Genomic DNA, 13371 nt, shown 5'->3' with positions numbered 1-13371 from the left:
TCGCTCCAATCTAAAACCCGCTGAGGCGTTCAACCAACCAGTACATCGACACGCAGCCGATGGCATATCCTGTGAAGGGTACGGCGACTACGCTAGCCCTTTGGGAAATTGTGGGCAGCGTAAGGCGCCACACCAAGATCAGGGCCGACAGTCCGGCAATAAACAAAAGTTGCCCGGCCTCGACCCCGATGTTGAAGGCCAGCAGTGCGGCGAAGATATCCTCAGTTGGAACTCCAATATCGGCCAGCGCGCCGGCAAATCCCAGCCCGTGCAACAGCCCGAAGCAAAAGCAGACGATCCAGGGATATTGTTCGGACAGGCGCAGCTCACCATCTTTTCGGTTGAGGATTTCCAGAGCGAGGAACACAATTGACAAGGCGATCACGGCTTCGACCGGAGGGCCGGGCACGTTCAGTACGCCCAGAGTTGCAAGCGCCAGCGTAATGGAATGCGCGACGGTAAAGGCGGTCACCGCCCCGACCAACCGCCATGGATCGCGCACCAGCACAAACAAGGCAAAAACAAACAGAAGGTGATCCCAACCTTCCAGAATATGTTCGAACCCAAGGCGGAAGTAACTGCTCAGAACCGACCAGGTCGTTGGCTGTTCTGGTATGATCAAAGCAGGCGTCTCGGGCGTGAACCGCAAAGTGGATAGTTCCGACGAGATGGGTTGGATGCGCAGCAGAACGTCGTTTCGTTGTTGCTCCAGCCCTTCAATGGTGATGGTGTGACCGGCGATATCGTCCTCGCATTCAAGAACCCAGGTCGCGATCCAAGCCGTTCCGTCGGACCGTGGCTCGGGTCCTCGGTTTTGGGCACAGTGAGCGGGCAATATGGCATCGATACCCATGGGGCGGCCATTCACATCAGGCTTGCGCCATAGCACTTGCCAGGTGTTGCTCGCCAATTGCCGCAGGTCCAAATAACCGGGGTCAAGTGCATGTGCATGTCCCGCTTGTGCAGCGAACATCAGCCAGCCCGAGAATAACAGGCAAAAGAGCCGCTTCATTCGACTGCCTTGTCCATGTCGGGTGTTTCGACCTGGTAATTCGACGCCAGGCTTTCATATTGCGCCTGCGCCAGGTCCGACCCGGCTTCGCGGCGCCATTCCAGTAAAACGGTATCGCGGATATCTTCCAACTTTGGCAATATGGGGTCTTGTTTGTCTGTAACGCGAACGACGTGGATGCCATATGCGGATCGGACTGGGCCGGACCAGTTGCCTGGCTCCAACGAATTCAGAGCTGCCGAAAAGCCAGTGCCAAAGTTTGCGTCCACCGCGCGCACTACCGTCAGGGGCATCGACTTTGGAAGCAAAGTTGTCGATCCGATGCTGCGCCAGTCCTGCTGAGTGTTTGCAGCCTCAATCGCGTTTTCGATGGCATCCAGCTCAGCGTTCTCGTTCAGGTAGATCTGATCAAAAGCAATCTGTGCCGGTTTGGTAAACCGTTCCGGATTTTCGTTCAGAAAGGTCTGCAACACTTCGGGCTCGGGTTCGATCGAGGCTGCGATTGCGTCAGTCAGAAAATCCATCTTCTGCGCCAGGCGTGCACGGATGACCTGATCACCTTGATCCAGACCCAGCTTGCGTGCTTCGCGCACAAGAACTTCTTCGCGGATCGCCCCGTCTATCAGGGCCTGTAACTCATCTTCCGTCGGTGGGCGGTTCCAGCTGTTTTGGAAACGTGTTTTCAGGAGGGCGACATCATTACCGTCGACTGTGATCGTGTCGGTTTCTTCAGCGACGTCCTGTTGCGGGGAAACCCATGCAAACCAAGCGAAAATGGCAACCCCGATCAAAATGAAGTGGAATAACGGCTGTTTTAGAATTTGCATTCGGGTTCTCAATGTCGTGTCGCAATATTGCCGGGCGGGGTTGACCGCCCGGCAATGTCATTAGTGTATTGTTCGGTTATTCGCTAGGTGTGTACCAGATTGGCGACGAATACGCGCGCTCTTGATGGATCAGCTGCGCCTCTTCCGGCAATTCAATACCGAACCGGACCTTGTCGTACAGGACCCAACGGGGTGTGGGAATTTCAAGCGCCCGGACATAGTAGAAGGCCCGCGCATTTGGATCAAAGTCTGGATCGGCCCAAACCGACACAAGCTCGGCGGTGCCAATCGTGTTACTCCAGCTGGCAGTTTCGATATCGACGGTATTGCCGACAGCCGGGACTTTGCCGTTTTCATCAGCAGCCCGGTCATCCGACCATGCAACGTCGTAGACTTTCTCGTGCAACTCTCCTTCGCCATCGAGCCACCCTTTTACGACCTGTACCCGGTCCAGATTGGCCCCAACCGGATCGCGTAGCGCTGCGATCAGGAATGAAGGCGCTCCATCACCTTCGTTAGGGCGTAAGTCCGAGCCCATCGGAACGCCTTTGGTGTAGCCAACGTCCGCAAGGAACCGGGTCTCAAGATCTGCTTCGTCAAATTCCCATCCACCAAAGAACCGCAGACCGATCCGGGGACCAGTCGTGGCATAGGTTTCACGCCGTTTGAAAGCATCAAAGATCGCCGAACGCGTGTTCTCGGTGGCCCAGACGGCAGTGTAACCAGATGCGACAAGAAGGTCGCCGGGGATTTCGCCAAGGTCATTGGCGATGAAGGGGTGCTGGATTCTTGTGGCCGATGGTTCAACGCTGACGGATTTCCCGAAAAAATTGTCCTCTTCAGCTGTTGCCAGCGATGTGTGACTGTCTGTTGCCCCACCCATTCCGAATTTATAAGGGTTCACCCCGAATTTTTCTTCCAGCATCAGGCCACGTTTCAAGGCTTCTCTGGCATATTCACCGGCCAGCATGTCCTCTGTTTTCAGCTCGGTAATGTCGAGGTTGCCGACGTCCCAGTTTTCATAGTCCGCAAATTCGTCTTCCGGGCTTAGGAAGGGGTGTGCTTCTCCGTCGCCTTTGATTTGGGTGACCTCATAATGCGGCTCCCACTTGGCGCGGTTCTGCACGTATTCTTCGTCTACCTTGCCGCCGTGATAAGTATCCTCAGTGGGGAACATCCAGCCATTTGACAGGTTGCCGTTATGTGCAAAAGCAACCGCGCGACCGCCGGTTTTACCCTGATATTCTTCAAGCCACGCATAAAGCGCCTTGGGGTCGGTGTCGCCGTAAGGAGGCTGAGTCACGGGTGGCACCATTTGCAGTGCCCGAATTGGTCCGTCACGTAGCATGACATTGCGGTGCAGGTTGAACCCCTTGGGAACGGACGTCCATTCAAACCCAATAAAGGCGGTGAAATTGCCGGGGTCGTTGTGCCGTTCCGCTGCCATAACGATGCTTTCCCATGTAAATGCGAATGCGTCCGCGCCTGGGCTATATGACTCAAGTAGGATTTCCGGCAGGGTCATTTGAGAGAAATTTGTAATAATGTCGAAGGCCGCTTTCCCGGCTTCTTCACCGCCTGCTTTGTATCCCTCGTACCACTCCAAGCCTTTTGGGTCACCAATAACGCCAGGTTTACCGGCCTGCAGGTCCGGGGCGAAACCCATCAAATCAGTATGATCCGTCAGCACCATCCAATCCAGGGGCCGCGCCAGCCTGACGGCCTGACCGGTTGACGAAATAACTTGTTCCCCCTTTGCGAACCGCCATGCCTCATCAGGAAGCAAGGTGTTTCCGAATGCGCCCGCATCCAGCGACAAACCGGTGTGCAGGTGCGTGTCACCCCAGAGTGGCCGTTCAGGAAATGATCGGTTGGCGTAAGGCGAATATGGGCGGTCGGCAAAGGTGCCCTCGGCAGCCTCTTTGCTGGGGACCGCGTCTGCCCATACAAGTGATGGTAATGTCAGCAAAGAGATCAAACAGGTTGTAAGTCGAAGCATTGAATCCTCCCCAGGTCGTCGCGCAAATCGAATATCGTAAATTCAGTATATTCATTTCTTATAATGTATTGAGCGGGTTTTGGTACTGATTTTTCTACCTTGGGACCCGCCTCCAGCGCAGGCTGGTGCCGCGCCTGGCGGTACCCGCGCTCAGAATACCTCACTACCATCGACCGTTTCGCACGGCCGCCACTTGCGTGCCCGCCCTCAATATACACTGCGCGCACCTTGGCGCCGAAAAGGTTGTACACGCCGGGATGGGTGAGTTTGTCCAGTTCGTTGAGAACGGTGACCTTCGTGTCGATCAGGCAATTCCGGCAAAATCCGTTGACTTAGAATGCCGGGTGCGAGCCGCCCGTGGACGCAGCGCTGGATGCCGATATCCAAAGCGGCAAGGATTTTGGTACTGCAACATCATAGCAGCGGTGCAAAATGCGGATTGCCAAAAATGGTAGGGCTGTATTCGTCACGACCCGCACCAGTTTGAGGTTGCTGGCTGGCGCCCATCAGGGGCAGATTGATTTCCAGAACAAAGGGACGGACCAGCCAATGACAAAACAACCCAAGGGCATGGCTGTCTTTTTGACCGGCAGTCTGATGCGGCATGTGACCCGAATGTCGCTGACCACCAGCATTGGTCTTATGGCAATCTTTGCCGTGGATTTCGTGGACATGGTGTTCATCTCGATGCTGGGCAACGACGCGTTGGCCGCAGCGGTCGGCTATGCGGGCACGCTTTTGTTTTTCACCAACTCGATCAATGTGGGGCTGTCCATCGCAGCCGGGGCTCTTGTCGCCCGCGAGTTGGGGGCCGGGCGGCCCGGAAAAGCCCGGCAATTCGGAACCAGCGTTGCTCTTCTTGGTATTTTGATGGGATTGATTGTGTCTGCCATGGTCATGATTAATATCAAGTTTCTGCTGTCTTTGCTGGGCGCGCAGGGTGAGGTTCTGCAATTGGCCGCACGGTATGTCAGCATCATTCTGCCGACCATGTGGGTGATGGCTGCGGCAATGACGGGTATGGCTGTGTTGCGTGCGCACGGTGATGCGCGCCGGTCCATGCAGGCTACGATTTACGGCGGGCTGGCAAACGCAATTTTGGATCCGATCCTGATCTTTGCTGTTGGTCTTGGCCTGGATGGGGCGGCGATTGCCTCGGTCATTGCGCGTATCTGTATGCTGATAGCAGCGGTCCGGCCCGCCGTGCGCGTGCACCGTGGATTTGCGCGACCGTCGTTGAGGCACTTGAGGGAAGACCTCCAGCCGGTGCGGGCGATTGCGATACCGGCGGTTCTGACCAATGTCGCCACGCCGGTCGGCAACGCCATCGTGATCCGTGAGGTTGCGCAGTTTGGCACCGATGCCGTGGCAGGCATGGCCGTAATAGGACGGCTGATGCCTGTTGCCTTTTCCGTCGTGTTTGCACTGTCCGGGGCCATAGGCCCGATCGTGGGGCAGAACTTTGGGGCAGGGCAGTATGATCGGGTGAAGGGCGCATTTCTGGCAGGTGTAAAATTCACCGCCGTCTATGTGGTTCTGATGGCGGCGGTGCTGTTTGTCCTGCGTGCCCCCATCGCCGACTTGTTTCAGGCCCAAGGCGAGACGCGGGCGCTGATCTATCTGTTCTGCGGACCGCTGGCCTTGGCGTCCTTCTTCAACGGGGTGATCTTCGTTGCGAATGCAAGCTTTAACAACCTTGGCTATCCCATTTATTCCACGTGGGTTAACTGGGGGCGACATACGCTGGGCACGTGGCCCTTTGCGGTCGCCGGGGCCTATTTGGCTGGCGCTCCGGGGGTGTTGTTGGGGCAGGCGCTGGGCGGTGTGATATTTGCTGCAATCTGCTGGGTAATGGTGCGCGGCGTTGTCTCGGGCCTGACTGCGCCAACAGAGGTTGATCCATTTGCCGGACAAAGCCGGCTGCAATCCCTCTTTGGGCGCAGGGGGTGGTGAACCGTCCCTGGGCGCCAAAATACCATCAGTTTTTGGTCACCAGAAGCGACATTTGTCTCCTTTGCCGCAACTAAGACATCCTCATTTGCCAATTCATGAATTCGTTGTAAGCTGAGCTTAAGATTGCAAAAAACGCCAAGTTATTTCGGGGCGTTGATTTCAAAAACACCTTTAACGACCGAGGATGAGCAATGTCCGGAAGTCTTTTGAAATACACGCGTGTTCTTGAGATAGTCGGAGACACAATAAAGGTCAGGGTGCCTCTGGGCGGGTCGACCGACGCAGCAGTGCGTTTCAATGATCTGGCCGTAATCGAAACCGTGGACGGCCACAAGACACTGGCGCAGGCCATTTTCATTGACCGGGATGTTGTCACCCTGCAGGTGTTTTCCGGCACCAAGGGCATCTCGACTGAGGCCACGGCGACGTTCCTGGGCCACCCGATGCAGACGCCATATTCACAGAACATACTGGGCCGCGTTTTTGACGGCGCGGGTGTATCTATTGATGGTGGACCTAACCTGTCGTCTGAGACGCGCGTGGATATCGGCGGGCCGACCGTGAACCCTGCGGAACGCGCCGTTCCCAACAAGATGATCCGAACCGATGTGCCCATGATCGACGTGTTCAACACGTTGGTCGAAAGTCAGAAAATCCCGATTTTTTCGGTCTCGGGTGAGCCGTTTAACGCGTTCCTCAGCAGAATTGGTGTTCAGGCGGACGCGGATATCGTGGTGTTCGGCGGGCTAGGGTTGATCTTTGACGACTACTTTACCTTTAGGACGTCCTTTGAGGATGCGGGCGTGTTTTCCCGCACCGTGATGTTCGTCAACCAGGCGATGGATCCGCTGGTCGAACGGCTGCTAGTACCCGATATGGCGCTGGCCGTGGCCGAAAAATTCGCGGTGGAAGAAGGCAAGCGCGTTCTGGTCCTGCTGACCGATATGACCGCTTATGCCGATGCGATGAAAGAGGTTGGGATCAGCCAGGAACGCGTGCCGTCGCAGCGTGGGTATATGGGTGACCTCTATTCCCAATTGGCCCGCCGGTACGAAAAAGCCTGTGATTATGCCAAGGGCGGATCGGTCACTGTGCTGACCGTGACGACGATGCCCGGTAATGACGTGACCCATCCTGTGCCGGATAACACGGGCTATATCACCGAGGGGCAGATCTATCTGCATTCGGGCGTGATTGACCCGTTCGGCAGCCTGTCGCGGCTCAAGCAGAACGTGATCGGCAAAACTACGCGGGAGGACCACAGTCAGATCATGAACACCATGATCCGGTTCTATTCCGAAAGCCGAGACGCCGCGCAGAAACAGGCGATGGCGTTCGACCTTTCGGACTATGACCACCAGTTGCTGAAGTTCGGTGCTTTGTTCAAAGCGCGCTTCATGGACATCAACGTTTCGATCCCGCTCGAAGATGCGCTGGATCTGGGCTGGAAAACTCTGGCGGAGTGCTTCGCGCCCGAGCAATTGCTGATGAAGCAAACCCTGATCGACAAATATTTCCCAAAGGATGCCGATGGCGCGGTTGCAGCTGAATAAATCGTCGCTCGCGCGCGAGCAGACGCAGCTGAAAAGCTATGAGCGGTTCCTGCCATCGCTGGACCTTAAGCGTCAGCAATTGATGGCCGAGCGCGCGAAGGCGCGCGAAGATGTGCAGCGCCTTCAGGATGAGGTGCAGGAACTGGCGCAAAAGGTTGGAGAAAAACTGCCGATGCTGGCGCAGCAAGGCGTTGATCTGGACGGGTTGGTTGAGTTGAAGGACTACCAAGTCAAAGAGGTAAACGTCGTGGGGGTCACGATGCCCGCGCTGGACCGGATTGAGGTTGCCGTGCGTCCGTATTCCTATTTGGCCAAACCCCACTGGGTCGATGCTGCGGCTCGGTTGCTGCACGATATGATCGAGGCGCGTCTACGGGTCAAAGTGGCCGAAGAGCGGGTGAAGATATTCGACAAGGCCGTGGCCACCATCACCCAGCGTGTCAATCTGTTCGAAAAGGTTCTGATCCCGCGCGCCAAAGCCAACATTAAGAAAATCCGTATCTATCTGAGCGATGAGCAGATGCAGGCCGTCGTGCGCTCTAAAATCTCGAAACGCAAACATGCGCAGGAGGCTTTGTCGTGAGTGTTGCGAGGCTCAAAAAACTGTCACTGGTCGGGCGGGCAGGCCAGAAGGCTGCGACCCTTGAGGCGCTGCAGGAACTGGGGTGCATGCACGTTTTGCCTCTGGCCCCGCCCCCCTCTGAGCCGGAAAAGATCAGTGAGCGCGGCGCGCGCAATGCCTATAAGGCACTCCGATTCCTGAATGATGTGTCCGAGCCGCGCCGACAGATTCAGCGCGATCCCGGTTTTGACATGGACCAATTCGTCGGGGATGTGCTGGACTTGATGCAGCGCACTCGTGACATGACGGATCACAGGGATTTTCTTGCCAACCGAATTGCACAGGTGCGCCCTTGGGGCGATCTGGATTTTCCACCAGACGATGTTTTGGCGGGGAACCGGCTGTGGTTCTATCAACTGCCGCTCAAACATCGCGATGCGCTGGAGGCATTGGATATACCCTGGGCCATTCTCGAACAGGACCACCGGTTTATTTACGCCGTATTGATTGTGCCGGATGAGCCGGATGACGATATCCTTCCGGTTCCGCGCACGCACACCGGATCATTGCCCATTCACGAGCTTGAGGCACAACTGGAAGAAGCCGAGATCGCGATCGAAGCGCTTGAGGCTGAACGCGTTGCGCAAACCCGATACCTAACACTGATGCGCCGGAACCTTTCGGTTGCCGAAAGCGCGGCTGAGCTGGCCCATGCCACGCAAAAGGTGCGCGACGAAGAGGCGATGTTTGCCCTTCAGGGCTGGGTGCCCGAGGATCGTATAGATGCGGTTCTGGACATGGCAAACGCCAAGGATGCCGCTGTGCTGATTGAAGAACCCGGCCCCGAAGACAGCCCGCCTACCTTGTTGGAACAACCAGAAAAGCGCATTGCTGCTGCAGACTTAGCGCTGTTTTATCAAGTGCCGGGTTACAAGGATTGGGACCCCAGTGTCATTGTCGCCGTTTCGTTCGCGATCTTCTTTGCGATGATCGTGGCCGATGCGGGGTACGGGGCAATTATCTTGGCGGGGCTTTTGTTGTTTTGGAAACGGCTTGATCGCACACCACATGAGCGTTCCTGGCGACGCTTTGGCGTGATCATCTCGGGGGCGACGATCCTGTACGGCATATTAGTCGGCAGCTATTTCGGCGTATCGCCGGCAGACGGATCAATCTGGGCCAAGCTCCAAGTGCTCGATCTCAACAATTTCGGCGCGATGATGATGGTTTCGATTGTCGTTGGGGTATTGCATCTGGTGCTGGCCAATGCGCTTGCCGCCCGTGCGGCATGGGGCTGCCGAAAGGCTATAGCCAACCTAGGCTGGATCGCCGCCTTGATCGGGGGATTTGTCCTATGGCTCAGTTACATGAAGGGCAATTCTCCGGCGCCCGGCGCGCTGCTGATGGGGGTCGGGGTTCTGGCCATCGTCTGGTTCTCAAGCGAGCGGGCCATCAAGAAACCTACCGACTGGCTATGGCGTCTGATTGAAGGGCTGCAAAGCCTTGCCGGGGCGATGGGTGCATTTGGCGATGTCCTTAGCTACATGCGCCTGTTTGCACTTGGGCTGGCCTCGGCCTCGTTGGCGATCACATTTAACGATCTGGCGGGGTCGGTGATGCAGTCCCTCAAGGGGCTGGGCGTACTGTTTGCCCTGCTGATCCTGATCATCGGCCACATTCTCAACTTCGCCCTCGCCATGATGAGCGGCGTCGTCCATGGATTACGTCTCAATTACATCGAATTCTTTAAATGGGGTATGCCGGACGAAGGCGTTGTCTTTCGCCCGTTCGCCCGCAAGGAGGTTCAGGAATGAATGAGCTTGTTTTGACATTGGGTTGGCTGGGCATTTACGCGCCTATGGCGTTGGGCGCGGCCTCCAGCGCGATCGGGTGCTCCATCGCTGGCATGGCCAGTATTGGCGCCATGACAGAAACCGAAGGCGGCTATGGGCGCTTTGTCGGCGTATCGGCCTTCCCGTCGACCATGGTGATTTACGGCATCGTCATCATGTTTACCTTAAACCGAGACGTAACACCCGAAAACGCGGGCGGCTTGTTCGGGATTGGTATCCTGTCGGGCATCGCATTGATGTATTGCGGGATCTGGCAGGGTCGGGCCTGTGCTGCAGCGATCAACGCCACCAAGGAAAAGCCCGAGATCTTTGGCCTGGCGCTCGCCCCGGCAGCGATCATCGAAGGGTTTGGCGTGTTCGCCTTTGTCTTTGCCCTTGTCATTAGCGCGGGGATCAGTTGATGGCACAGGATGGCATGATTTCTCATGGCGTGGATGTACTGATCGACAAGCTGCGCAACGATGGCGTGGCTGCTGGTCAGGCCGACGCCGAAAAACTGCGCACTGACGCCAAGGCCGAAGCCGCCAAAATTCTGGCGGATGCCAAACGCGAGGCGGACGATTATCAAAAAAAGGCGCGCACCGATTCCGACAAATATCGCGCTGCTGGGGAAGAGGCGCTTAACACCGCCATGCGTGACGCGGTTTTGACCATGAAGGGTGGATTGACCGACCGGTTTCGCGAAGATGTTGAACGTCTGGTGACCAAGGAAATGGCTGAGCCGGGCCTGCTGAAACAGATGATTTTGGAGGTCGTCGGCCGCGAATCCGAAGGCGTCAACCTGGATGGCAAGGTGCAGGTCATTCTGCCCGCCAAAGTCGCAACGCAAGAAGACATCAAGCAGAACGCCGATGACATTCAATCCGGTAAGCTGACTAAATACGTCCTCGGCCTGACAGCCGACATTTTGCGTGAACAGGTAGAGCTGCATGCATCGGATGACGCGCAGGGCGGTATCCGCGTGAGGGCCGAAGATCAGGGCGTTGTACTTGATCTAACAGACAAGGCGGTCGCCTCGTTGCTGATGGAGCATCTGCAGCCCCGGTTTCGCGCCGTGCTGGAAGGTGTGATCCGCTGAGATGTCTGACCAAGACGCCTATATCGCCCTGATCAGCAGCCTGCCAGGCTCTGAGCGGTTGTTCGTGGCCAAACAACCTCCGCTGTCGCGGCTGCGGCTGGATCGTCGCCTTAAGGCGCTGACGCCCGAGGACGCTAAGGTTCTGAAGGTTATGGAACATGCTCTGAATTGGAGCGCATATGACATGGATGTCACTGACGCGCAGGCTGTATTGAGGTGCAAACAAGCGTTGGCCGAAATCCCGCAATCATCTTTGCGCAGCCTGTTCCTTGAACGGATGGACCTGCGTACTGTTGTTGCGGCATTGCGCCTGCGCGGGCAGGGTGGCAATCCACCGTCCGGTGCGTATGGGTTTGGACTTTGGAGCCGTCACATCCCCGCCAATTGGGGTGACCCAGATTTCCGTCTGTCCACGGCGATGCCGTGGATCAAGGAAGCACGCCAGTTGCTTGAGGCCGAGGACCCCTTGGGTCTGGAACGACTGCTGCTGTCAGTCAGCCATACGCAATTGAAACGACACGCCGCCCGTCACCTGTTCGATTTTGAGGCCGTGGCCATCTATGTCTTGATCTGGAACATTTTCGATCGCTGGGCGCAAAGCAACCCGCAGAACGCGGCCGCAAGATTTGAGAAGCTAGCCCAGCAAGCCATGAGCAATGTCGCAGATTTCGATTTTGAGAGAGTAAGCGCATGACTGCCCAAACATCTTCGGTTCAAACCGCAACCGCCCGCGTTGTCTCTGTCCAGGAAGGGCTTGTGAGAATTCAGGCCAACCAAGACGCCGCCGGCGTTCCGGGACAACTGGTCAAGAACGAGGTCGTGTTCATCCTTCCTACCCGTCCGGGCCCGGGCGGGCGTCAGGAACGCCTAAAGGCTGAGGTGCTGCGCGTGCGCGGCGATACTGCCGACGTTCAGGTCTACGAAAGCACGGACGGCGTAGCGGTTGGTGATCCGGTTGAACAGTCAGGACAGCTGCTTTCGGTCGAACTTGGGCCGGGGCTTGTGGGGCAGGTCTTTGACGGCCTGCAATCGCCTTTGACCAAGGTTGCGGCCGAGTTCGGGACTTTCCTGCCGCGCGGGGCGGATGTTGCGCCGCTGGATGATCAGGCAAAATGGTCTTTCACTCCCACAGTCAAAGTTGGCGATATGGTCAAGGCCGGCGACAGCATCGGTACTGTTCCCGAAGGCCGGTTTACCCACAAAATCATGCTGCCTTTCAACTGGGTCGGCGACTACAATGTTGTGTGGGTACAGAAAGGTGCAGCCTCGATCCACGAGATTGTCGCGCGTCTTGAAGACGAGCAGGGTGGGGAGCACACGCTGACCCTGTGCCAAAAGTGGCCGGTACGACGACCGTTACCTGAAACCATCCTGAAACGCGCCCTGTCGGAACGGTTGTACCCAACGGAACCCGTGCTGACCTCGCAACGCCTGATCGACACGTTTTTCCCCATAGCGCGCGGTGGCACGGCCTGTATTCCCGGCCCGTTCGGTGCGGGCAAAACCGTGCTGCAAAACCTGATCGCTCGGAACTCCAAAGTGGATATCGTGATCGTGGTGGCCTGCGGTGAGCGTGCGGGCGAGGTGGTGGAAACGATCCACGAATTCCCCAAGATGACCGACCCGATGTCGGGCGGCAGTTTGATGGATCGGACGATCATCATCTGTAACACCTCTTCCATGCCTGTAGCGGCACGTGAGGCTTCGATCTTCACCGGCATCACCCTGGGCGAGTATTACCGCCAGATGGGCTATGACGTGCTGTTGATCGCTGACAGCACCAGCCGCTGGGCTCAAGCCATGCGCGAGACCTCCGGCAAGCTGGAGGAAATCCCCGGGGAAGAGGGCTTCCCTGCCTATCTGGAAAGCTCGATCAAGGGCCTGTACGAGCGCGCAGGAGCGATGAAGACCAATGATGGCGATCTGGGTAGTCTGACGCTGATTGGAACGGTTTCACCAGCGGGTGGCAATTTTGACGAGCCTGTGACGCAGTCCACGTTGTCTACCGTGAAGTGCTTTCTGGGCCTGTCCTCGGAACGGGCTTATAAACGGTTCTATCCTGCGGTTGACCCAATGCTTAGCTGGTCGCGATACACCGATCAGCTCTCGGATTGGTACGACAAGAACGCTGAGCCCGGTTGGACAGGCAAGGTGCGCGATCTGCTGGCCCTGATTGAAAAAGGCGAACAGGTCGACCAGATGATGCAGGTGACCGGCGAAGAAGGTGTCACCATCGAGGACTTCGTCACGCAGCAAAAAGCGCTGTTCGTGGACATGGTGTACCTACAGCAGGATGCCTTTGACAAAGTCGACGCAACCGTCCCGCTGGAGCGTCAGAAGATGACGTTCAAGCTGATCTATGATGTTACGCAATCAACTGCGGAATTCGAAGATAAGGGTGAAGTGCGTCAGGTGTTCACCCAGCTCACAGGTCTTATGAAGAACTTCCACTACGCCGCGGGAAACACACCGGAATTCAAGTCGCTGTGGGGACAGATACAGGACCTGAGCCGCGAAAAATTTGGAGTGTAGTT

11 protein-coding genes are annotated in these 13371 nt (G+C 56.8%); 8 read left to right on the top strand and 3 right to left on the bottom strand.

The genetic code is table 11. The features are described from left to right. Window positions 1–10 precede the first annotated feature (10 nt). From RUA4292_RS09245 to RUA4292_RS09235, 3 genes are all read right to left on the bottom strand, one after another. Entirely contained in the window at window positions 11–1012 is a 1002-nt protein-coding gene (locus RUA4292_RS09245; RefSeq protein WP_058277343.1) for a HupE/UreJ family protein, read from the bottom strand. Further along, a complete protein-coding gene (locus RUA4292_RS09240; RefSeq protein WP_058277342.1) occupies window positions 1009–1839 on the bottom strand; it encodes a peptidylprolyl isomerase in 831 nt (276 codons plus the stop codon). The genes RUA4292_RS09245 and RUA4292_RS09240 overlap by 4 nt, the downstream gene beginning before the upstream one ends. A 76-nt stretch (window positions 1840–1915) precedes the next feature. Beyond that, window positions 1916–3838, bottom strand: a complete 1923-nt coding sequence (locus RUA4292_RS09235; protein WP_058277341.1) for a DUF3604 domain-containing protein — start codon at window positions 3836–3838, stop codon at window positions 1916–1918. A gap of 549 nt (window positions 3839–4387) precedes the next feature. Here RUA4292_RS09235 and RUA4292_RS09230 point away from each other — a divergent pair. From RUA4292_RS09230 to RUA4292_RS09195, 8 genes are all read left to right on the top strand, one after another. After that, window positions 4388–5791, top strand: coding sequence for an MATE family efflux transporter (locus tag RUA4292_RS09230; RefSeq protein WP_058277367.1), 1404 nt, complete (start codon window positions 4388–4390; stop codon window positions 5789–5791). 191 nt (window positions 5792–5982) lie between these two features. Then, complete coding sequence (locus RUA4292_RS09225; protein ID WP_058277340.1) at window positions 5983–7344, top strand: V-type ATP synthase subunit B; 1362 nt, start codon at window positions 5983–5985, stop codon at window positions 7342–7344. Next, window positions 7322–7927, top strand: coding sequence for a V-type ATP synthase subunit D (locus RUA4292_RS09220; protein ID WP_058277339.1), 606 nt, complete (start codon window positions 7322–7324; stop codon window positions 7925–7927). Before RUA4292_RS09225 ends, RUA4292_RS09220 begins: the two co-directional genes overlap by 23 nt. Further along, window positions 7924–9720 carry a V-type ATP synthase subunit I gene (locus RUA4292_RS09215; protein WP_058277338.1) on the top strand — a complete coding sequence of 599 codons (1797 nt, stop codon included), beginning with the start codon at window positions 7924–7926 and terminating at the stop codon, window positions 9718–9720. Before RUA4292_RS09220 ends, RUA4292_RS09215 begins: the two co-directional genes overlap by 4 nt. Next, window positions 9717–10160, top strand: a complete 444-nt coding sequence (locus tag RUA4292_RS09210) for an ATP synthase subunit C (protein WP_050602715.1) — start codon at window positions 9717–9719, stop codon at window positions 10158–10160. Before RUA4292_RS09215 ends, RUA4292_RS09210 begins: the two co-directional genes overlap by 4 nt. Next, window positions 10160–10837 (top strand): hypothetical protein, encoded by a 678-nt coding sequence (locus tag RUA4292_RS09205; RefSeq protein WP_058277337.1) that lies wholly within the window; start codon window positions 10160–10162, stop codon window positions 10835–10837. Before RUA4292_RS09210 ends, RUA4292_RS09205 begins: the two co-directional genes overlap by 1 nt. Before the next feature lies 1 nt (window position 10838). Next, on the top strand, window positions 10839–11531 hold the full coding sequence (locus RUA4292_RS09200; protein WP_058277336.1) for a hypothetical protein: 693 nt from the start codon (window positions 10839–10841) through the stop codon (window positions 11529–11531). Further along, entirely contained in the window at window positions 11528–13369 is a 1842-nt protein-coding gene (locus tag RUA4292_RS09195) for a V-type ATP synthase subunit A (protein WP_058277335.1), read from the top strand. Before RUA4292_RS09200 ends, RUA4292_RS09195 begins: the two co-directional genes overlap by 4 nt. The last annotated feature ends 2 nt before the right edge of the window (window positions 13370–13371 follow it).

It is taken from the genome of Ruegeria atlantica, from assembly GCF_001458195.1.
Taxonomy (GTDB): Bacteria; Pseudomonadota; Alphaproteobacteria; order Rhodobacterales; family Rhodobacteraceae; genus Ruegeria; species Ruegeria atlantica.
Note: the sequence above shows the minus strand (reverse complement) of the source record. Positions and strands in the feature narration are given on the sequence as shown.